Origin of the sequence: Acinetobacter sp. YH01024 (assembly GCF_013420195.1) — a bacterium.
Taxonomy (GTDB): Bacteria; Pseudomonadota; Gammaproteobacteria; order Pseudomonadales; family Moraxellaceae; genus Acinetobacter; species Acinetobacter amyesii.
On sequence record NZ_VOYQ01000013.1, the window covers coordinates 1 to 21,671 of the forward strand.

Annotated in this window: 23 protein-coding genes, 1 rRNA gene and 1 riboswitch; of the genes, 10 read left to right on the forward strand and 14 right to left on the reverse strand. The window is 39.3% G+C overall.

What is annotated here, in order from left to right; all coding sequences use genetic code 11:
• Positions 1 to 105: ribosomal RNA gene (gene rrf, locus FTT88_RS07425) — 5S ribosomal RNA — on the forward strand; the annotation flags it as partial.
• 251 nt (positions 106 to 356) lie between these two features.
• Positions 357 to 797: a hypothetical protein gene (locus FTT88_RS07430; protein WP_180005580.1), complete on the forward strand. Its 441-nt coding sequence runs from the start codon at positions 357 to 359 to the stop codon at positions 795 to 797.
• A gap of 84 nt (positions 798 to 881) precedes the next feature.
• Here FTT88_RS07430 and FTT88_RS07435 read toward each other — a convergent pair whose 3' ends face one another.
• From FTT88_RS07435 to FTT88_RS07460, 6 genes are all read right to left on the reverse strand, one after another.
• Complete coding sequence (locus FTT88_RS07435) at positions 882 to 1,466, reverse strand: lytic transglycosylase domain-containing protein (RefSeq protein WP_180054910.1); 585 nt, start codon at positions 1,464 to 1,466, stop codon at positions 882 to 884.
• Between the two features lie 339 nt (positions 1,467 to 1,805).
• Positions 1,806 to 2,291, reverse strand: coding sequence for a GNAT family N-acetyltransferase (locus FTT88_RS07440; protein ID WP_180054928.1), 486 nt, complete (start codon positions 2,289 to 2,291; stop codon positions 1,806 to 1,808).
• 88 nt (positions 2,292 to 2,379) lie between these two features.
• Positions 2,380 to 3,579: an acyl-CoA dehydrogenase family protein gene (locus FTT88_RS07445; RefSeq protein ID WP_180009497.1), complete on the reverse strand. Its 1,200-nt coding sequence runs from the start codon at positions 3,577 to 3,579 to the stop codon at positions 2,380 to 2,382.
• 29 nt (positions 3,580 to 3,608) lie between these two features.
• Complete coding sequence (locus FTT88_RS07450) at positions 3,609 to 4,895, reverse strand: acyl-CoA dehydrogenase family protein (RefSeq protein WP_180089965.1); 1,287 nt, start codon at positions 4,893 to 4,895, stop codon at positions 3,609 to 3,611.
• Between the two features lie 241 nt (positions 4,896 to 5,136).
• Positions 5,137 to 6,510: an AarF/ABC1/UbiB kinase family protein gene (locus tag FTT88_RS07455; RefSeq protein WP_180173823.1), complete on the reverse strand. Its 1,374-nt coding sequence runs from the start codon at positions 6,508 to 6,510 to the stop codon at positions 5,137 to 5,139.
• A gap of 145 nt (positions 6,511 to 6,655) precedes the next feature.
• Positions 6,656 to 6,961 (reverse strand): hypothetical protein, encoded by a 306-nt coding sequence (locus tag FTT88_RS07460; RefSeq protein WP_106984950.1) that lies wholly within the window; start codon positions 6,959 to 6,961, stop codon positions 6,656 to 6,658.
• A 152-nt stretch (positions 6,962 to 7,113) separates the two neighbouring features.
• Here FTT88_RS07460 and FTT88_RS07465 point away from each other — a divergent pair, with 152 nt between their 5' ends.
• The 4 genes from FTT88_RS07465 to FTT88_RS07480 all read left to right on the forward strand — a co-directional run bounded on the left by FTT88_RS07465 (position 7,114) and on the right by FTT88_RS07480 (position 10,494).
• Positions 7,114 to 7,509, forward strand: coding sequence for a lysozyme inhibitor LprI family protein (locus FTT88_RS07465; RefSeq protein WP_106984951.1), 396 nt, complete (start codon positions 7,114 to 7,116; stop codon positions 7,507 to 7,509).
• 72 nt (positions 7,510 to 7,581) lie between these two features.
• Positions 7,582 to 8,592 carry a 50S ribosomal protein L3 N(5)-glutamine methyltransferase gene (prmB, locus tag FTT88_RS07470; protein WP_180173824.1) on the forward strand — a complete coding sequence of 337 codons (1,011 nt, stop codon included), beginning with the start codon at positions 7,582 to 7,584 and terminating at the stop codon, positions 8,590 to 8,592.
• A gap of 13 nt (positions 8,593 to 8,605) precedes the next feature.
• Positions 8,606 to 9,700, forward strand: a complete 1,095-nt coding sequence (gene aroC / locus FTT88_RS07475; RefSeq protein WP_180173825.1) for a chorismate synthase — start codon at positions 8,606 to 8,608, stop codon at positions 9,698 to 9,700.
• Between the two features lie 278 nt (positions 9,701 to 9,978).
• Positions 9,979 to 10,494 (forward strand): GNAT family N-acetyltransferase, encoded by a 516-nt coding sequence (locus FTT88_RS07480; protein ID WP_180173826.1) that lies wholly within the window; start codon positions 9,979 to 9,981, stop codon positions 10,492 to 10,494.
• A gap of 102 nt (positions 10,495 to 10,596) precedes the next feature.
• On the opposite strand, the gene FTT88_RS17330 is transcribed toward FTT88_RS07480, so the two are convergent.
• The 3 genes from FTT88_RS17330 to FTT88_RS07490 form a co-directional block, all read right to left on the reverse strand.
• Positions 10,597 to 10,860, reverse strand: a complete 264-nt coding sequence (locus FTT88_RS17330) for a hypothetical protein (protein WP_252725827.1) — start codon at positions 10,858 to 10,860, stop codon at positions 10,597 to 10,599.
• A gap of 60 nt (positions 10,861 to 10,920) precedes the next feature.
• A complete protein-coding gene (locus FTT88_RS17335; RefSeq protein ID WP_257233022.1) occupies positions 10,921 to 11,124 on the reverse strand; it encodes a hypothetical protein in 204 nt (67 codons plus the stop codon).
• 174 nt (positions 11,125 to 11,298) lie between these two features.
• A complete protein-coding gene (locus tag FTT88_RS07490) occupies positions 11,299 to 12,072 on the reverse strand; it encodes a hypothetical protein (RefSeq protein ID WP_180073645.1) in 774 nt (257 codons plus the stop codon).
• Positions 12,073 to 12,301: 229 nt separating this feature from the next.
• Positions 12,302 to 12,392, forward strand: a riboswitch (glycine riboswitch).
• A 134-nt stretch (positions 12,393 to 12,526) separates the two neighbouring features.
• On the opposite strand from FTT88_RS07490, the gene FTT88_RS07495 reads away from it, so the two are divergent.
• Positions 12,527 to 13,768 (forward strand): D-amino acid dehydrogenase, encoded by a 1,242-nt coding sequence (locus tag FTT88_RS07495; protein WP_168378681.1) that lies wholly within the window; start codon positions 12,527 to 12,529, stop codon positions 13,766 to 13,768.
• A gap of 76 nt (positions 13,769 to 13,844) precedes the next feature.
• On the opposite strand, the gene FTT88_RS07500 is transcribed toward FTT88_RS07495, so the two are convergent.
• Entirely contained in the window at positions 13,845 to 14,495 is a 651-nt protein-coding gene (locus tag FTT88_RS07500) for a hypothetical protein (RefSeq protein ID WP_180060130.1), read from the reverse strand.
• Between the two features lie 100 nt (positions 14,496 to 14,595).
• On the opposite strand from FTT88_RS07500, the gene ispF reads away from it, so the two are divergent.
• On the forward strand, positions 14,596 to 15,084 hold the full coding sequence (gene ispF, locus FTT88_RS07505; protein ID WP_168378679.1) for a 2-C-methyl-D-erythritol 2,4-cyclodiphosphate synthase: 489 nt from the start codon (positions 14,596 to 14,598) through the stop codon (positions 15,082 to 15,084).
• On the opposite strand, the gene FTT88_RS07510 is transcribed toward ispF, so the two are convergent.
• From FTT88_RS07510 to FTT88_RS07525, 4 genes are all read right to left on the reverse strand, one after another.
• Positions 15,072 to 15,596: a protein tyrosine phosphatase family protein gene (locus FTT88_RS07510; RefSeq protein ID WP_180054898.1), complete on the reverse strand. Its 525-nt coding sequence runs from the start codon at positions 15,594 to 15,596 to the stop codon at positions 15,072 to 15,074. The genes ispF and FTT88_RS07510 overlap by 13 nt on opposite strands.
• Before the next feature lie 57 nt (positions 15,597 to 15,653).
• Positions 15,654 to 16,745 carry a 3-deoxy-7-phosphoheptulonate synthase gene (locus tag FTT88_RS07515; protein WP_143221612.1) on the reverse strand — a complete coding sequence of 364 codons (1,092 nt, stop codon included), beginning with the start codon at positions 16,743 to 16,745 and terminating at the stop codon, positions 15,654 to 15,656.
• A 127-nt stretch (positions 16,746 to 16,872) separates the two neighbouring features.
• Complete coding sequence (locus FTT88_RS07520; RefSeq protein ID WP_180060128.1) at positions 16,873 to 17,769, reverse strand: sulfite exporter TauE/SafE family protein; 897 nt, start codon at positions 17,767 to 17,769, stop codon at positions 16,873 to 16,875.
• Between the two features lie 374 nt (positions 17,770 to 18,143).
• Complete coding sequence (locus FTT88_RS07525) at positions 18,144 to 19,025, reverse strand: MBL fold metallo-hydrolase (protein ID WP_180173827.1); 882 nt, start codon at positions 19,023 to 19,025, stop codon at positions 18,144 to 18,146.
• Between the two features lie 130 nt (positions 19,026 to 19,155).
• Between FTT88_RS07525 and FTT88_RS07530 the strand changes: the two genes are divergently transcribed.
• Both FTT88_RS07530 and lpxB read left to right on the forward strand, forming a co-directional pair.
• Positions 19,156 to 20,130, forward strand: coding sequence for a GlxA family transcriptional regulator (locus tag FTT88_RS07530; protein ID WP_180173863.1), 975 nt, complete (start codon positions 19,156 to 19,158; stop codon positions 20,128 to 20,130).
• Between the two features lie 106 nt (positions 20,131 to 20,236).
• Complete coding sequence (gene lpxB, locus FTT88_RS07535; RefSeq protein ID WP_180173828.1) at positions 20,237 to 21,409, forward strand: lipid-A-disaccharide synthase; 1,173 nt, start codon at positions 20,237 to 20,239, stop codon at positions 21,407 to 21,409.
• Positions 21,410 to 21,671 lie beyond the last annotated feature (262 nt).

The following is a 21,671-nucleotide window of genomic DNA, read 5'->3' on the forward strand; positions in this document are numbered from 1 at the left end:
ATAGCAAGAGTGAACCACCTGATCCCTTCCCGAACTCAGAAGTGAAACCTCTTAGCGCTGATGGTAGTGTGGGGTTACCCATGTGAGAGTAAGTCATCGCCAGCTCATTATTCGAAACACCCCCTGATATCTCAGGGGGTGTTTTTTTATGCGTGATGAAAAGGGAAGAAAAAAATAATAAGAAAAGCAGAAGAAAAAACAGGGAAATGATAGATATTTAAAAAGAATAAGGCCGATCAACAATAAACTCGTCTAGAACTCTTTTATATCATTTAAAATGTTTTGCTAATGAAAATGTGTAATAAATCAATATAATAAAATCGTTTGTCTCTTTAATAATATATAGGGTATTTAAGATGTTTTTAAAAAAATTATTAGCTACAGTTTTATTTGCATTTGTTTCTTTCAATACTACAGCCGGTGTGTATCAGGATAAACTAAGTGAATGTTTGGTAAATAAAATTTCAGCAAAAGAGAGTCAGAACTTAACAGCTTGGATTTATTTGGCATTTTCAGCACATCCAGAAATTTCTAAATATAGTAAAGTAACGCCAGTTGAGATACAAAAAATTGATAAAAATATGGCTATTCTATTTCAAGATTTATTTACTAAACGTTGTAATGCTGAAATCAAAGCTGTTACAGAAAATGAAGGAACAAATGCTCTAGGTAAAGCATTTGAACTATTGGGAAATCGTGCAGCTGAAAATCTGATGAAAAATCCAATTGTTGAAAAACGTATTGCATCATTTGCGCAATATTTTGATGAAGATAAAATGCGTCAATCTATGAAATAATTGAAGAGATTAGACCTAACAAAATTTATCCTCTTAAGCTTAGTTAGGTCTATATGGTTAAATAAAAGATTAAATTTTTAGAAATTATAAGGAACTTTTTAAATTATTTTGATGTTCTTTAACTTGTTTTGCATAACGTTTGCCTTGTTTTTTCATTTTTCGATTGGTGTTATAAGCAGTAGGTCCGACATTATAGTAGGCTAAAGCTTTTGGAATACTACCTGCCGCATTTTTATATTTAGTTAAAATAAATGACCCACAATTAATATTGGTTAATTCGTCATATAAATCCCCAGGGCATGTTGCTTGCCAATAACGTGGCATCACCTGAGTTAAACCGACTGCACCTGCAGGAGAACTGACATAAGGGCGGAAAGTTGATTCTTGGCGAATAACGGCAGCCAGTAGTAAAGGATCTAAGTTGTATTGATCAGCAGTTTGCACAATGTAGGGTGACACTCGATTTGCAGTTTCAGGATTGACTGAATAGGCCTTTTGGATCCCTGATGAAAGTTTAACTGCACGTTTTTCTACAGAGCCACCACCTAGTGATGAACATCCAGAAATCAGGGTTACAGATATAATAACAGTTGAAAACTTTAAGCTGTGAGCGCTTAGGAGCGACGAAAGACGAGTTGAAAGGCGAGTTTTATTCAGTACATTCTGCATTTATATTCACTTTAAAATAATCATGGCTAAGTGTAATTTCTAAAGCGATATTATGAACTGGAGACTTAGAGGTCAATATTTTCTTAAGATGCTCTGTACAGTGAAATTGTAAGAATTGATGGAAATGTACTCAAATTACATGATTTTTTAAGTGAAGAGAGAAAAAGATCGTGTTAATTGAATCAGTATTTCTCTCTTAACATGGTACTTATTAAGATTATGGGAACATTCAAATCCCGAGAACTTTAGTTATAAAAAACTAGAATATCCATTCATCAAATAACTGTATTTGATAAAGCTGTAAATCTTTCCAGTGAAATTTGTAGAATCTAATTTTATTTAAAGCGTTTTAAGCATCCAAATTTCGCATGCTTGGCTATGACCTGTATTGCCCTTGGGAGCTTGTAAGTGTTCAAATCCTACTTTTTCATAGAGTTTCACCGCTTGCCCAAGTGTATGTGTAGTTTCTAAATAACACGCTTTAAAATTATGATCTTTGGCGAATTGAAAACAAAGTTCTAAAATATCTTTGGCTAAGCCATGACCACGTAATTCAGGCATAAAATACATTTTTTGGATTTCTAAAATGCTTGAGTCTCCAACTAAAGGAGAAAGGCCCCCACCACCTAAAATTGTACCGTGTTGATTTTCAATAACCCAATATTGTGCATTTGCTTGCGTATAGACGTGATATAAATCATCTAAAATTGGATCTGCAACAGCAAATCCTGACTCTGGCGCTAATCCAAATTCTTTGGAAACTGTGCGAATGACATTGGCAATGCTTACATTGTCTTCAAGTTGAAGTGGTCGGATCTGAAACATAATCATCGAAAAACAAAAAGATGGATTGTTTATAGACTGATCCTATAAAAAAATCCATCTCTAAGTTTAAAATTACTCAAGCAAAAAATTACTTTAATTCGCTTGAACTTTTACCCAGTTCACGACGTGCAACGATTAATTGTTGAATTTGCTGTGTGCCTTCAAATATATCGAGGATTTTTGAATCACGTGCCCATTTTTCTAATAATTCATCTTCGCTATAGCCGACAGCCGCTGCGAGTTCTACACACTTTAACGTGATTTCATTACCTACACGGCCTGCTTTTGCTTTAGCGATGGATGCTTCACGTGAGTTTGGTTTTTTGTTGTCGGCCATCCATGCGGCTTTGAGCATGAGGAGACGTGCTGCTTCCCAGTCTGCTTCCATTCGATATATTTGTGCAGCAATATTCGAGCTTTGTAAGATCGGTGTTGAATACTGCTCATCTAATTCATCTTTAAAGATTTCTTTAATTCGCTCTAAAGATGCCTTGGCACAGCCAATAGCCATCGCGGCAACGAGTGGGCGAGTATTATCAAAAGTTTCCATAACCCCAGCAAAACCCTTTGCTACATCAATTTCAGCATTGCCTAATAAGTTTGCAGCAGGGACACGACAATCTACAAAGCTAATGGCAGCCGTATCAGAAGCTTTAATACCCAATTTATGTTCTAGGCGTTCTACAGTCATGCCCAGCGTACCTTTTTCAACAACAAAGGATTTAATCGCTGCACGGCCTAATTTTTTATCTAGCGTTGCCCAAACCACCACGGAATCAGCACGCTCACCCGAGGTGACAAAGATTTTTTCCCCATTGAGAATGTATTCATCGCCATCTTTCGTCGCTGTTGTCCGAATAGCAGCAGAATCAGAGCCGCAATTGGGTTCTGTAATGGCCATAGCGGCCCAAGTTCCTTTTAAGCGTTCTAGTTGTTCATCATTGGCTACTGCTGCAATAGCCGAATTTCCAAGCCCTTGTCGAGGCATACTGAGCAACAGGCCTGTATCTCCATAGCACATCTCGATGATACTGAGGGCTGTCGACATATTGACACCGTTTTTATTACCAGTGTCTGTGTCACCACGTTTATTGACGGCAGCACCTGCATTCATGCCATCTCCGCCATCATTCATACCGTCGACGAGGGAAGATAACATGTCTAACTCTTTAGGATAGGCATGTTCGGCTTTGTCATATTTACGTGAAATAGGACGTAGAACATTTAATGCGACTTCATGGGCTTGGTCGATCAGCAATTTAAATTTTTTCGGATTTTGTAAGTTCATGGACATTTCCTTGTTTTTATTTTGCTGAATTAAGCATGTAAGCCAGATTGAAGAATCGCTGTGGCACGTAAGTCTCGATACCATCGTTCTACGGGATGTTCTTTGGTAAAGCCATGACCACCTAATATTTGCACGCCATCGGTCCCAATTTTCATCGACTTTTCAGCACATAGCACGCGGGCTAAATAGGCTTCACGATGAAATGGCTTGCCGGCTTCGGCTAGACTTGCTGCATTGAGGATGAGCATATGCATGGCATCAATTTCGATTGCCATATCTGCAATCATAAATGCCACACTTTGACGGTGCGAAATTGGCTCTCCAAAAGCTGTACGTTCGTTTGCATATTGAATGCAATATTTTTTGACTGCAGTTGCGGTGCCAACAGCCATGGCACACCACATTAAGTTGCCAAGATCGATAAATGAGGTGTAGTTGAAATCTTGATCGCCTAAGCGTTGGGCAGGGGTCTGATCAAATTTTAAAGTTACCGTTTCAGTGGCTTTCAAACCCATAGCTGGTGTTTTTTTAGCGCTAATGCTCTGGTCACGTTGCACAATAAAAACTTCAGGCTGCCCATTCAGCATGGCACTCACCAAGAGCACATCTGCCTGTTCACCTAAAAGGACTAAGGTTTTCTCCCCACTGATTTTATACTGCTGGCCGTCAGCAATTGCCTGAGTTTTAAGTTGATAGGGATTAAATGCCGCCGTTGCCTCTTGAACTGCAAAGCTTGCACGTAGGGCTGAATCATCTGCAAATGCCGCTAAGTAGGTTGCTTGAACAGATTCGGAACCCCATTGGGTGATGGCATTGATACAGCTAAATGTCGACAGTAAACCTGCTGTTAAACTAAAGTCACCTTCAGCCAATTGTTCAGCAATTAAGATATTGCTAATGATATTTGTTTCTGCCGCGACGCCACCCAAATCTTCAGGTAAGGCATAATAATTTAGACCTAGATCTTGGATATGTTGCCATAACGCTTCAGGAAATCTTTCCTCTTGATCGGCTTGATGAGCAAGTGGATACAAGACTTCTGTGGCAAACTGCTGCATCGCATCAGCAGTCATTTGTTGTTCTTCAGTCAGGTTTAAATCAAATAATGATTTTTGTTGATTAGGCAAACGTTGCTTATGCACATCTTTGTTGGTCTGAAATACTTTTTGCGTTTGGCTCAAGGTTTTAAAACCAGCTTTTGAGCTCTGATACAAAGATTTTTCAACAAATTTGCGCAGTTTAAACTGATCGAGTACATCACTTCCGGCAATTTTAGTTAAAAGTGAGAGTCCAAATCCTTGTGCCTTGTTTACCATATTGGTCATTGTTGTTTTCCATTTGCGTTGTTCTTATTTAATGCTGACATGCCAAAGATAGAAAAACCATGTCATAAATGACATGCATGATTGTCAAAGATAAACGGCGAGATTAGGTGGGATTTGATAGCTAAATAATTAATTAAGAATAGAAAAGTAAAAAGGCTTAAAAGGATTTTTATTTTAAAATTGACTTGGCTGACATTTGAGTCAGCCAAGTCTTGAAGTGTGCATTGAGTGATTATTGATATTTTTGAATCATACGACGAACATTGGTTTTCGCTTCAATGACGGTCATAAAGGTATATGCACCGATAAATTTACGGCTGATAAACATAAACTCTTTAGGTGGAACTGAGAAGTAGCGAGATGCCATCGATTTTGAAGCTTGTTGCATTACACGGCTATGTAATTGGCTTTTTTTCCAGTCATAGCGTTGTTGTTCGTCCATAACACCAGCAGGGATGTTTGGGTTATTTTCAGTGCTACTAAATGCCTCTGTTGCTAACAGAAAGACTTTGGCCATATCGGGTTTAATACTTTGTGGAATACCATCAAAGAACTCATAACCTGTCATCGCTTTGACCATTTGCTCAGCGCTATGGTGATAACCCGCGGTAATCAAATTACGTGCAACGCCTAATAGATGCTCATCGAACTGACGGATTGCACCAAAGTCGAGGAGTACGATTTTATCTGGTACATCCGCACCATTGCCCAAACGCACCAAATAGTTTCCGAAGTTAGGGTCGGTTTGCATTTCACCCCATTCAAAAATTTCACGTACGGCAATCTCAAGTGATGCTTCACCTAAGGCATTGCGACGCTCTTGAGGAAGTGACAGCATTACTGGGCTGTTAATCGGTACACCACGTTCAAAAGTCATACACAGCACTTGAGGTGTTGAATAACCATCAATGATTTGCGGCACGATATAGCGCGGGTCTTCTTTTAAGCGTGCAGCAAAACGGCGAGTGGTATCTGCTTCGATTTTATAATTTACTTCACGATGCATCATTTCACGAACTTCATCAAACCACTGATCAAATTCACGCGTTTGAGGAACCATTCGTGTCAGTTTGAGCATGTTTTTGAATAGATTCATATCCGAATCGATTGCATCTGCCACACCCGGATACTGGATTTTTAAAACCAGTTCTAAACCATCAGATTTGCGTTTTGCACGGTGAACCTGTGCCAGAGATGCTGTGCCAAGTGGCTCATGATCAATCACGAGATCATCAAGCTTTGAGCCAAGTTGATTTTGTAATTGGACTTTGATGGCTGGCCATGCCAATGCAACTGTTTGATTGTTCAGCGTGTTGAGGGCTTGGGTGATTTCTTCAGGCAGAAAATGTTCACCATACAACGCCATCATTTGCCCAATTTTTACAATTGAACCTTTTAATTTACCAATTTCTGCGACGAGATATTCAGCCTGATCTTTCATGGCTTTTTTGCGTTTACGTTCTTTTTCTTCTTCACTTGAGAACATTGTGCTTGCACTTGAGGCAGCCCAGCGCGTACCAGCCAGTAAAGAGGCTTTCGCAATCGATAAGCGTCGATCCATGGAGGAGGTTTTCAATTGTTTAAGCTTATCGTTCTGATCTGACATTTAAACTTAATCCTGTTCAACAGTTCGCAGAAAAATTCATTGTAGCGAATCTTACATGGTCTGCACGTATTAAAAAAGTTCAACATGCTGAATTTACAGTGTAGTTATGCAACTGAAAATTCTAAAAATAAGAGAATAAAAGACTTTAGAGCCTAAATTTAATTTTGACATCAAATTTTTGTTGCAGCTCAGTGCGGTGCAATTCGATGTGTTGTTTTATCAGTTGCTGTATAGAAGGCTCCATAAAGCCTTTGGCATAACCTTTTATGAGAATAATACTCGGTAAACTAAAGAATAATGATTTTGCATCTTCAAGATTAGCATTTTCAAAGATACCTAAGTCGTTTAAGAGTTGTTGAAAAAATACTTTTTCAGCATTAACGCGAGGTGTATGTGCGTCATTCCAGTAATTTTGACGCATTGCCATAAGATTGTTGTGCTTGTAGCTCATGTTTCATCTATTGTGGTGACCATAATCTATATAATGAAGTTAAATTTTTAATTTTCAATCATGCTTTATTGAAAGCATTTTAAATATAAATCTAAGATGATATAAAGGCAGAATAATTTTATAACTATTTATTTTTGTATGGGGACGGAGTCATGAAAAAGCGCTTAACACAAGGTTTGTTAATTGCATGTGCTGGTTGGTCCGTGAATGCATTCGCATTAGGTTATACCGGCGATTTTGAGGCATGTATGAGAAAGGCTCAAAGTCAATCCAATCTTATTAATACCTGTCAAATTAAAGAATATAAAGCGCAAAATAAAAGAATGAAAAAGCTTTTAAAAATAACATTAAAAACAACTGCAGATAGTGAGCAAGCGTTGGTAACGCAGTCTCAAGAGGTATGGTTACAGCGTCGCGATAACGCATGTAATATTAAAAATAAAAAAGCGAAAGAGTTTTTGATTTCAAATTCAAGTTGTGCGGTTCAAATGACAATGTCACATGCTGATATGATGGAAGTACGATTGCACAATAAAAATATGAAATGATTTTCCCAAAAAAACCATGAAAACTAAGGTATCATAGGGCGTTTTAAAAATATGACCTTGGAGACGCCTTAAGTGGATCGACCGACTATTAGCCCTGAACATTTGCAGGAAGCTGCTGAAAATTTATCCACCATTCGAGATTACATTCGTTTTGGTGTAACAGCATTACGTCAATACGATGCACATTTAGGTCAAGGTACAGAAGACTATTTTGCTGAAAGTTCTGCACTGGTTTTGCAAACACTGTCATTAGACTGGAATGCGGATGCTGAAATTTTAGATGCGAAAGTTTTGCCAAGCGAAGCCGCTGAGTTTTTAGCTTTACTTGAACGTCGTATTAATGAAAAAGTGCCAACTTCATACTTGTTAAATTTGGCATATTTCTATGGCAAGCCATTCTATGTTGATGAGCGTGTACTTATTCCACGTTCACCTATTGCTGAGCTTATTGAAAACCGTTTTGCGCCATATTGCTTAGGTGAAAATGGCGAAATGGGTGCTGCGGTTAATAATCTACCTGAAAATGCCAATCCAAAAACTCCTCAGCGCATTTTAGATATGTGTACGGGTTCGGGTTGTATCGCGATTGCCTTAGCTTATGCATTCCCAGACGCTGAAGTTGATGCAACAGATTTATCTAAAGATGCACTTGAAGTGGCACAAATTAACTGTGAACACCACAATAAACAATATCAAGTGGCATTACTCGAGTCTGATTTATTTGCCAAAATTCCAGCAGAAAATCAATATGATTTGATCGTGTCGAATCCACCATATGTGGATGCTGAAGACATGGCAGATTTACCAGAAGAATTCCACCATGAACCTGAAATGGCGCTTGCTGCGGGTCAAGATGGTTTGGATCTTGTACGTAAAATGTTGGCACAAGCTGCAGATTACCTGACTGAAGATGGCTTAATTGTGATCGAAGTGGGTAACTCTGAATGGGCAATGCGTCAAAACTTCAATACCGTTGATTTTTACTGGTTACAGTTCCAAAAAGGCGGTACAGGTATCTTTGCATTGACTGCTGCTCAATGCCGCGAATACCGAGATTTATTCATTCAATCTGTTCAAGCATAAGGAGTCGTTTGACATGGCAGGTAATAGTATAGGGCAACTCTTCCGTGTAACGACTTGTGGTGAATCTCATGGCGTTGGTTTGATGGCCATTGTGGATGGGGTTCCACCGGGTATTGAACTGACTGAAGCCGATTTGCAAAAGGATCTGGATCGTCGTAAGCCGGGCACATCTAAGTTTGCGACTCAGCGTAAAGAACCCGATGAAGTTGAAATTATTTCAGGCGTATTTGAAGGCAAAACAACCGGTACATCGATTGGTCTATTGATCCGTAACACAGATCAAAAATCAAAAGATTATGGCAACATCGCGCAAACCTTCCGTCCGGGTCATGCAGACTATACGTATACACATAAGTATGGTTTTCGTGATTACCGTGGTGGTGGCCGTTCGAGTGCTCGTGAAACTGCGATGCGTGTTGCTGCGGGTGCGATTGCTAAAAAATTCTTGTTTGAGAAATTCGGCATAGAAATTCGTGGTCATGTAACCCAAATTGGTACCGAAAAAGCACAGAAATTTGACTGGAATGAAGTTCCGAATAACCCATTTTTCTGTGGTGATGCAGATGCCGTCCCACGTTTTGAAGCTCTCGTAACGTCACTTCGTGAACAAGGAACGAGCTGTGGCGCCAAACTGGAAATTATTGCGACGCAAGTGCCAGTCGGTTGGGGCGAGCCTGTATTTGATCGTTTAGATGCAGATATTGCACATGCCATGATGTCCATCAATGCTGTAAAAGGTGTGGAAATTGGTGATGGCTTTGGCGTTGCTGAGCAGTTTGGTCATGAAACCCGTGATGAGTTAACTACGGATGGTTTCTTGGCAAACCATGCAGGCGGCATTTTGGGTGGTATTTCGAGTGGTCAGGATATTCGTGTTGCGATCGCCTTGAAACCAACAGCTTCCATTACTACGCCGGGTAAAACCATCACGATTAATCGTGAAGATACAGATGTGTTGACCAAAGGTCGCCATGATCCTTGTGTCGGTGTTCGTGCGACACCAATTGCAGAAGCAATGTTGGCAATTGTGCTCATGGATCATTTCATGCGTAACCGTGCACAAAATGCAGACGTTGTTGCACCATTTGCCCCAATTGAACCCAAGTGAGGAAACAAAGCGTTGCTTTGTTCCGAACGCGGTTAGTGAATAGCGTTAGCAAGTCACAGTGGATAAATAACAAAGCGTTGCTTTGTTCCGAACGCGGTTGGTGAGTAGCGTTAGCGAGTCACAGTGGATAAATAACAAAGCGCTGCTTTGTTCCGAACGCGGTTGGTGAATAGCTTTAGCAAGTCACACTGATGAGAAAATTGCATAAAAAAACCAGACAATTGTCTGGTTTTTTTATTTCGGTAAACTAGGCCTATGAAAATAAATAGCAAAAAAATATGAATATACGAAATGTTTTACTTGGTGATATTCAGCAGCTTGAAAGCTTAATGAATACAGCCTATCGGGAAAATCATCCCAAGAGTTGGACCACGGAACATCATATTGTTCGAGGAAATCGAATAAATGTCTCTCAACTCAGTCAACTCTTACAAAAAAGGGATTTTCATTTATATGTGATTGAGTCGGTACATGCGCAGATCATGGGGTGTATTGGTATTCAAATGCAGGGGAAGAGCTGTGAAATTGGTCATTTTGCAATTCATCCAAATGAGCAAGATCAGGGCTTAGGAAAAAAATTATTGCAATTTGCAGAACAGCAAGCGATGTTGATTGAACCCAATGTTGAAGAATTTGTGATGTATGTGATTGATCGGCGTTTAGAATTAATAAAATATTATCAACGACGTGGCTATAAGCTTACAGATGAAAATCAAGCCTATCCTCTTCATCTAGAGGTAGGTCAACCGATTTGTGAACTGACAATTAAACAATTAATTAAACGAATAAAATAAAGACCATGTGATGCATTTGATCAATTTATAAAGCGAGATGAATAAAAAATCCCCAAAAAACATACACTAACTTTTGGGATTTTGATTTTAGACTATTTGGGCTTAAGAGTAAGCACGTAAAAATAGTCGGTAGGCATCTGATGATTTTTGGTTTTTTAGCATATAGTGTGCGATTTCACCTTGGTTGGTATTCATAATCACCGCAATATCTTTTGCGTCACAGAATTGTTTAAGCACAGTATCTGGGATCATCACGGTATTAGAAGAATCAATCACATTTGAATTATCTAAGCGACGATAATTTGTTTGACCTATTGCAGGATAAGACAATACTTTGCCGTCGATCACAAAAGATATTTCATTCATATCAAGCTGCTGTTGATCATAAGAATGCAGTGAAAGTGCATACTCACCTTTATTCTTTTGCTAATCAATTGCAAGTTCAGGACATTTTTGTCCAGTTTCACACAGTAATTGACCTCGAGTAATGGTTCGTTGGATCACTTTGCTGTTTTCAACGGTATTCACACCATTCAGCTTTAATGTTCTGGTTTCAGGTTTATTTTTAGGTACGGTAATACAACCTGTGAGTAGTAGGAGTGTAAATCCTAGAACTAAATAATTTTTCATGTGTTTTTCCATGTTAGCGTTATTTTTATAAGCAATATTTATTTTGGCGCATATTCACACAGAAAAACAAAAAAGTAAAATACATCACACTTTTCTAGTTTTGTTTGAGCACTGCTTTGATATAAGTGGTCGATATTCAAATAAAAAATATTATTAAGTGATGTAAATCTTATTTCATTGAAATTTAGATAACTTAAGTAAGATCTGTGATTTTGCGCTATCAATCTGCTCGGGATTGGTTTGTCGAGACAATTGGTCACGTGGTTTTTCGCCTAAAAAATATTTGATCCGTTCAGCATTCGCACCCGATGGATGGGGAAGTCCTGCTAAAATCTGCTGATCTTTTAAATAGCCTAAGCTGCTTACATAATTTAAAACCTCATCTACACCTTTGCCTAGCGGAATATAAATTGCGTTCGGAAGCTGTTGAATCATAGGAATAAAATAATCATCAATATGTTGTTTTAATAATTCATTTTTCAACATTGCGGGCGTTGAGCCTGCATAATTTTTTCCATTGACCAAAATACATTGCTGTAAAACCGAACACATTTGCACCATATCTTGATGATTGCTAAATAGCTCTGCAGTGGTCTGTATGCCTAATTGATTCTGTAATCCAATATGATCTAGCAGTTGAGTTAAATTTTTACGAATAGGACCACTAAAAGCACCACTATTCTTGGCAAGTTTAAGTATGTTTTCCTCAGATAATTGCTGCTCTACGCCGTCCTTCGCTGCAATTAATGCATTACGCCATTGTTGTTGGCCTGGGCAGATGCCGACGATGACCACTTTTGCATCATGATTTATGGCCTCGAATGGTGCATAAAAACTTTGAACAGGTCCCAGAGTCTTAAGAAGGAGTAAATCACTTTGGGTTAATTCTTCAATAGAATGTGTTTTGATCACAGATGCAAAGCGAGAGAAAAGCGTATAATCCGACATAAAACTTCAATCTTTCTAGATATAAATTTCATTTAATATTTTAAACCTTTATTTTAAAGATGAAGTATTTAGGTTTAGAAAAAATGATTTTAAATTTATAACCTAACAACTTAAATCGATATAAAAATAATATTTAACAATATTGACCCAAACAGGACTTGAGATTTGGTACAAATATTGCTCATATCTAACTAAGGCAATACCAAGATGAATGCCGAATAAAAACGAATGGATGATTGCAGGAGAGAAGCACAGATCGTGCTCGCCGAAGGAGCAAGTTCCCCCAGGAAACTCTCAGGCAAAAGGACTGTAATCATATAAAAAATCTGGAGAGAAGTAGGCCGGATCTACTCACCGAAGGGGAAGGTTCACATTGCTTCGCAAGGAACCAAAGCTCTCAGGTACCAATGACAGATGGGGCGAGCATAGGAAATATAATTTCCAAGGAGCCTATATGTGTCATATTGTTGTGATTGGTGCAGGTATTACTGGGGTAACGACAGCTTACGAACTCGGATTACTCGGTTATCGTGTCACTGTGGTCGATAAACATCTTTATCCTGCGATGGAAACGTCGTTTGCCAATGGTGGTCAATTATCAGCGTGTAATGCTGAGGTGTGGAACCAAAAAGCAACGGTGGTGAAAGGCATCAAATGGATGTCACAAAAAACCGCGCCATTATTATTAAATCCAAGTTTTAACCTACATAAATATTCATGGCTCTTTGAGTTTATGGGGCATATTAAAGATTATCGTGAAAATACCCATGAGACAGTGCGTCTAGCGTTGATGGCACGTCAGCGCTTATTTGAAATAGCTGAGCATGAAAACTTACAGTTTGATTTAGAAAAACGCGGCATTTTACATTTCTTTCATAATCAACATGATTATGAGGTGGCGACTCAAGTTAATAATATGCTCTGTGAGGGTGGCTTAGAGCGTCATCCTGTGACATTAGCTGAAATCCGTGACATTGAGCCTAGTCTGACAGGTGAATACTATGGTGGATTTTATTGCCCAGGGGACGCCACGGGCGACATCCATAAATTTACGACGCAGCTTGCCAAAGCAACAGAACGCTTTGATGTGAAATATATGTGGGGCTTTGAGGTGACTGACTTTGAACATCATGCAAAAGGTGTCAATGTTCAGTTAAAAGCCAGTGATGAAAATATGGAACATCCTGATGCAAATACCTTACTTGAGGCAGATGCTGTGGTGGTCTGTGGTGGTGTAGGCAGTTATGAACTTGCGCATAAACTCGGTGACCGTGTAAATGTCTATCCAGTCAAAGGATATTCAATTACCATAAACTTAAATGATGAACAAAGTCAGACCAATGCGCCTTGGGTGAGTCTGTTGGATGAAAGTGCCAAAATTGTGACTTCACGCTTAGGTGCAAATCGACTACGTGTTGCAGGCACGGCAGAGTTTAATGGCTATAACCGAGACATTCGTGCAGATCGCATTCAGCCCTTAATTGATTGGTCGAATCGTAACTTTAATCTATCAACAGAACATGTGGTGCCATGGGCGGGTTTACGACCAATGATGCCCAATATGATGCCTGTAGTACATGCAGGTAAGCGAGATCATATTTTCTATAATACAGGGCATGGTCACCTTGGATGGACCTTGTCTGCGGCAACAGCTGCAATGATTAGCCAGCAAGTGCAGCAAACACATCCGATTTAACTGACATATTTTAGACATCAAAAAAGCCTCAATGTTGAGGCTTTTTTGTATTTTTCTAAGTCATTCGAATTTGATCTTAATCATATAAACGATAAATCCCTGCAAAACGTTCACAGCCTTTTTGTTCAGTTTTTACTGAGAGTAAGGCTTTACTGTAATTGAACTGATATTTGCAGTCGTGTTCATTATCGGTGATTTGATTTTTTTGTTCGGGTGTTGTGTAAGCTAAAAATGGGATGGTTTGTGTTTCGACTCGATTGTTAGGATTACGATAGGCAATGCCTTCAATTTTGATGCTGTCTTTGCCTAGTTGATGTACCTTTAAATGTACAGGTGATGTCGCAAAATGACCATTTTCAAATTTCAGATAATGCTGCGTTAAACTTTGGTTCATCGAGGTGTAGATATTCAAATCTTCATGGCGAAGCTCAAATTGTTGTTTAAAACACTCCAAGTTTTTGCATTGCTGAACTCGGCTATACCATAATTTTTGCGTATCTATCAGTAAGCGTATTGGGGCATCGGTAATCAACTGCGCTGTTAAAAAAAGCCCATCTAACTTTTCACGCTGTTCTTCAAAACCGTCAGAACAGTAATTTTTTTTTGCCTGAGTATTGGCCTGATCACAGTCTATCTTTTCTGCATGCGTAAACATCGCTAGGCTAGAACCTATTAGCAGAACCAGTCCGAATTTTTTGATGATATTTATTTCAGTTTTCAACAGCATGATCGCTTATACTTTCACTATGTTGCGCTTGCCCACACTATAGCGAAATAGAAAGCGTGAATACAAGATTTCAATCATTATTTTCTCAAGGAACTCAAGCATGATAGCTCAAATTCGTATCGGTCAGGGCATGGATGTGCATGCATTTGAAGAAGGTGACTTTGTAACGCTTGCTGGTGTTCAAATTCCACATACACATGGACTCAAAGCACATTCAGATGGTGATGTGGTATTGCATGCGCTTTGTGATGCATTATTAGGAGCTTTGGCACTTGGAGATATTGGTCAGCATTTTCCAGATACAGATCCAAAATTTAAAGGTGCCGATAGTCGAGTACTTTTAAAACACGTCTACCAACTGATTTTAGATCGTGGATATGTACTTAATAATGCTGATATTACCGTGGCTTGTGAGCGCCCTAAACTAGCAAAACATAATTTAGAAATGCGTCAAAGTATCGCAGATGTTATGGATGTTGAAGTTACACAAATTAGCATCAAAGCGACCACCACCGAAAAATTAGGGTTTACTGGTCGCCAAGAAGGTATTCTTTCTACTGCAACAGTACTGATTTCTCACGCAAAATGATCTGGATGGATCAGTGCATGTTGTAAATCTTGAGTTGCTTTACGGCCTTGAAGTTGTAAGGCAACCGCATGGATTAAACCTGTCCATGTTTCATTGGGTTTCCAAATTTGATGCATCAAATCTTGAGCCTTTGGCATATCAACATCCATATAGTATTGACGATATAAATACATCAAACTGCTGACACGGAAGTTTTTCGCACAGTGTAGCCAAACCGTTTGACCTTGAACCAAATGGTCAATCATATCGAGTACTAAAAGGCATTGATCATCTGAAGGGGTATCCCAAGAGATCGGAACTTGGATATAGTTCAGGCCTAGATCTAGGCAAATGCGGTCTTCATGCTCGATATGATTGGATGCATCGGTCAGTGCTAAATTGATAACCGTTGAAACACCATATTCTTTGATCGTTTGAAGCTCAGAAGGAGATGGTTGACCGGACGTTAATAAGTGTTCATGTATATATTGGAAGTTTTCAATGTGACTTAACGCATTTTCGATTTCATTCATCTGACAAATAATCCTTCAAAGTAAAACGCCATCTCGAAGATGGCGTTTTTCATTCACTTAGCGTGTCGGTAACACGTCTTTAAGTGCTTCATGCATCTCTAACAAGACTTTTTCAGTCGTATCCCAATCGATACAGCCATCAGTCACTGATTTACCATATTCGAGGTCACAGAGGTTGGCAGGAATATCCTGACGACCACCTTTTAAGTGACTTTCTACCATAATACCCACGATTGACTTGTTTCCGTCAAGGATTTGTTCAGTAATATTTTTCAGAACAAGGGGTTGTAGGTACGGGTCTTTGTTTGAGTTTGCATGACTGGTATCAATCATGATTTTGCCACTAACTTTTGCTTTGGCTAATGCCGCCTCTGCATCTGCAACAGAACCTGCGTCGTAGTTTGGTTTACCGTTACCGCCACGGAGTACAACGTGTGCATAAGGGTTACCACTGGTACGAATAACAGAAACTTGACCTTGGTCGCTTAAGCCCAAGAAGCTATGACCATGTTTAACAGATTGCATGGCATTGGTCGCAACGGTTAAACCGCCATCTGTACCATTTTTAAAGCCCACAGGTGAAGACAGGCCAGAAGACATTTCACGATGTGTTTGGCTTTCAGTGGTACGCGCACCAATCGCTGACCAAGAGATAAGATCTTGGTAGTACTGTGGTGAGTTTGGATCGAGTGCTTCAGTTGCACAAGGCAAACCTTTCTCATTCAATTCTAGTAAAAGTTTACGGCCAATACGTAAGCCTTTTTCGATGTTGAATGAGTCGTTCATGTCAGGGTCATTAATTAGACCTTTCCAACCAACAGTGGTACGTGGTTTTTCAAAATACACACGCATCACGACATAAATCGTATCTTGTATTTTGTCACTTAAAACTTTTAAACGGTCAGCATAATCATGTGCAGCGACTGTGTCGTGAATTGAACATGGACCAATGACAACAAAAAGACGTTTGTCATTTCCATCTAAAATATTACGTACAGTTTCACGGCCCTTAAGGACTGTTTGATAGGCAGTTTCAGTCAGAGGTAGCTCTTTTTTTAGTTCTGCAGGAGTAACAAGAGGCTGAATGCTTTTTACATTCACGTCATCAATGTCGTTTTGGGTAATAGAATTTGACTGTAAAGTATTCATTGCCGTCACTGGTTTGATTATACAAAAGGTTGTTTCGTGAGCCGAATATAACATGAATATAGCATTCAAATGTTATAAAAAAGATCAATAAGTCTCTGAAAAAAAAGTGATGAATCGGGCAGTTAATTTAAACCTGCTGACTATTCACCGTCGGTGCGATCAACATTGCAGTTGTTGGTTTTTCGACAGGTTTTGATTTTACTGGATTAATGATGAAATTCATGCCTAAAACAAACAAGGTAATGCCTAAGACTTTACGAATGACTTTTTCAGGTAAACGTGAGCTGATCAAAGTTCCGACAACAATCGCTGGAATAGAACCCACCAATAACCAACCCAATAAATGAAAATCGACATTACCTGAGCTCATATGACCCAAGCCTGCAACCAGTGTAAGAAGCACGGCATGTACGACGTCAGAACCAATAATACGAATCATCGGTAAGTTCGGGAACATAAGCACCAAAGCCATAATACCGAAGGCACCTGCACCAACAGACGATAGGGTAACGAATACGCCTAAAATAATCCCCATGATGATGATATATGCACGCTTATTTTTAGCTTGGAAATTGATACGTTCAAGATCCGCACTCATATCATCAAACTGATCAGTTTTTCGAAATTTATTAAAGAATTTTTCGATATGACCACGGAAAATAATTGAGATCCCTGTAATGGTCAGCATAAAACCCAAAAACATGGTTAATACGGTTTTGTAATGTGTCGATTGGCTCAGATAGTTTTCAAGTACCCAATGGGTCGCAAAAGACGCAGGGATACTGCCGACCGCAAGCCAAATAACAATGGTCCATACGATATTCATTTTACGTGCATGAACTAAAGAACCACAAAATTTTGAAATAGCGGCATACAGCAGGTCTGTGCCAATCGCAATATGGGGTTCAATTTTATACAGGCTGATCAGGATCGGGGTCATCAGTGAACCACCGCCAACACCGGTAATACCTACGCAGAAACCTACAATTACACCTGCCAGAATGAACTCTAAAGGACCGACCATCGCTGAATGCCAAATATCAAAAAACGTGCATATCTTATGACTAATTGATATAAGTCGTTGTCTCGATTAGTGATTTGCTTGTGAAAAAAATAGATAAAGAATGTTTTTAATTTTGAAATAAATGAATTTTATCTAAACTAAGTTATTGATTATGGTTTTCTCAAGTAGTTAATAGTTCAAATGGAGATTATGCTGCAGTGAAATCATATATTTTGAATATAAGGTGGTGAATATCTGAAGTGGATATCCAATCACTCAAAGCACACTAAGTTTTATTATCCTAGCTTTCGATTTGATATTTATCGATATATGCAACAGTGTACATAAAGTCCACTGCTGCTAAATCTCATACGCCTTAAAAAGACTAATATGCCTTAAAAAGATAAGGTTTCGCCATCTAGAGGAATCAACACTTTATCCTGAATATTTTGAGATTTTACATAGGCTGCCAGTTGTTGACGCGTTAACGACATGTGATTAATGGCATCCATATGCACTGCGACAATTTTAGCCTTCGGTACCTGTTGCACAGCGCGTAAGGTGTCTTCTTTACCCATAATAATCGACTCTTTAAATCCATCGACTAAGGCGTTGCCTGTATTTAAAATAATCACATCAGGTTGGGAGCTTTGAATAGCTTGATCCACTTCAGGGCGCCAAATCGTGTCTCCCGCCAAATAAATGGTTTCATGTCCTACGGCTTCAAAAATGATCCCCATGGCTTCACCCAAGCCTTTTTTCAGTTCTGGGACACGATACATTGCATCTGTACCGTGTTGTCCACCAGTTTTGGTTAACTTCACACCTTCAAATGTGGTTTTCGTTAATACGCGTACATCTTTAAAGCCTTCGGATTGGATGGTCTTTTGATCTTGACTGTTTTGGACATAGATCGGCAGCGTTTTAGGAATCGCCGCTTGCGCAGCATCATCCCAATGGTCGAGATGAGTATGGGTAATGATCACGGCATCGACATTCGCTAAAATGGTTTCGGCTTTAAGCGGTAAATCCACCAATGGATTACGTAAATAACTCCGATGTGTATTTGGAAACCCTTCATAGAACCCTTTGGGTGCAAACATCGGGTCTATTAAAAAGGTCGTGTCTGCATAGCTGATTTTGACCGTCGCATTGCGTATTTCTTGAACTTGAGTGATTTTAGAAATATCTCGGACTTTGTCCTGATTTGCCGATGCCGAAGCAGAGCCGATAATTAAAGCAGTCGCTAAAACCGTATAGCCTAAAAATGTTTTCATAAAAAGCATTCGTATAAAAAGATAACTTTATTATTGGGAAATAAGCACTTTAAATATATTGTCCTCAAAGACATAAATAGAAACTATTAGGCCAAATGTTATAATGGATTTATTTATGAATAGCCGCGTGATGTCTATACCTAAAATTGCGTTGTTTATATATCCAAATATTCCGCTGTTTCATTTTTCAGTCCCGCAAACCATATTTAATATTGAAATAGAGGGACAGAAATTATTTGAAGTAACGACGTTTTCGGTTGATGGAATGCCCGTCCGTATTGAAAAGACGGTCATGATTCAGGCTGATGGCGGCTTAGAGCAGATGCTTGGTGCTGACCTTGTAATTATTTCGGGCTGGAATGATATCCATCAAAAGCCAGATCATGAGCTGATGACAGCCTTACAAAAGGTACATGAAAAGGGAATCAAGATTGCAGGCCTGTGCTATGGCGCATATCCATTGGCGTATGCTGGGTTACTTGACCACAAACAGGTCACGACACATTGGGCTGGCAGTGCCGATTTTAAGCAAAAATTTCCATGTGTGAACTTAGATAAAGATGCTTTATATATTGAAGATGCAGGCATCATTACTTCCGCAGGTACGGGGGCTGCTTTAGATTGTTGTTTATACATAGTCGGGGAAATCTACGGGGCAAAAATTGCCAATAAAATATCGAGATTGATGGTAATTCCAACCCATCGTGAAGGCGGACAGGCGCAATTTATTGAGCAGCCAATTTCTACGATGACTTACGATACGGAGATCAATCGTTTACTCGATTATTTACGGCATAACCTGTCGAAACCGCACACTATTGAAGAACTTGCCGATTATTCCAATATGAGTAGAAGGACACTGACCAGACATTTTAAACATGCGACAGGACTACCTATTGTCACTTGGTTAAACAATGAAAGACTGCGATATGCGGCTGAATTGCTTGAAGTGACAGATTATTCGATTGATAAAATTGCGGAAAGCGCAGGTTTTAATACCGCAGTGCTATTTCGTAAATTGTTTAAGAATAAATACGGTACAAATCCGAACCATTGGCGGAAAAATTTTAATCAGCAGCTAAATAGCAGTGATGAATATTCCTAAAATGTTGAATTAAAGACGTGCAGCTTTTTTTTGGAAATCTATTAACTTTGTGAAGGACTCGTATAGAATCTATAGCTAAAGAACATTGAGTTAAAAGGACAGACTTTTGCAAAATCGGAAACTGAAAATTGGCATCGTGGTTGGGGAAGTATCCGGGGATACATTAGGCGCCAAGCTTATCCGCAGTTTTCGAGAGCAAGGGATTGATGCGGAATTTGAAGGCATCGGCGGTCCGCAAATGATTGCAGAAGGTTTTAATAGCTATTATCCGATGGATATTTTATCGGTAATGGGGATTGTTGAGGTCTTAAAAGATATTAAAAAACTCTTTGCTGTACGCGATGGTCTGGTTGAAAAATGGACTGAAAATCCTGTCGATGTTTTTGTGGGGATTGATGCGCCGGATTTTAATTTGCGTTTATCTAAGAGCTTAAAGCAAAAACAGCTACCAATTAAAACAGTACAATATGTTAGCCCTTCAGTGTGGGCGTGGCGTCAAGGGCGTGTACATGGCATTAAAGCAAGTATTGATTTAGTCCTTTGCTTATTTCCATTTGAAAAAGCGTTTTTCCAAAAATGGCAAGTTCCGGCTGCATTTGTCGGACACCCATTGGCAAGTCAGTTGCCTTTAGATAATCCACTCGTTGCGGCTAAACACGAGTTAGGCTTAGATGAGCATCAAAAACACATTGCATTACTTCCGGGCAGCCGTCGCGGGGAAATTGAGCGCTTAGGGCCTTTGGTGCTGTCTGCCGCACAGATTTTGACGGAGCAGCATCCAGACTATGTATTCCTGATTCCTGCAATTAATGATGCACGTAAACAGCAAATCGAAGTGTTGCTCAAGCAGTTTCCTGAAGCATTACAAGCCAAAGTTCGCTTGATGGAAAACACCGATACCGAATCTAAAATTGGCCGTCAGGTGATGAACGCATCGAATATTGTCGCTTTAGCATCAGGAACGGCAACCTTAGAAGCGATGCTTTTACATCGTCCAATGGTGACTTTTTATAAGTTAAATTGGCTGACCTATCATGTGGTGAAATTGCTAATCAAAATTCCGTATTATTCATTGCCAAATATTATTGCGGGCAAAAAGGTGATTCAGGAACTCATCCAACATGATGCAACGCCTGAAAAATTAGCAGCAGAAATTGAAAGCTTGATGGATGTTGAAAAATCGCAAATTCAAGTGATGCAGCACATCACCATGCATAAACAACTGCTTTCAGGCAACAGTGAAAATCCTGTGGAAGCGATTTTAAAGCTTTTAAATTAAATAAAAGTATGATACACGGTAACGTCATCCGCAACTGTTCGACGCAGGACTACTTCTAATCAAAAAAGTTTTTGCGATACTTTGAGTAATTTGACGCTATTGAACGAGTTTTGTCGGTGAGGTGCATTGCACCGTAAGATGGTTTCCTTGCGAGGCTTCGCTTCTCATTTTGCCGAATGAGAAACAACGTTTCGTAAGAGTACCTCCAGCCGAAGGCTAATCCCTTTATTCAATCCCTAGATGTAAGACTCCGTCGAATAAA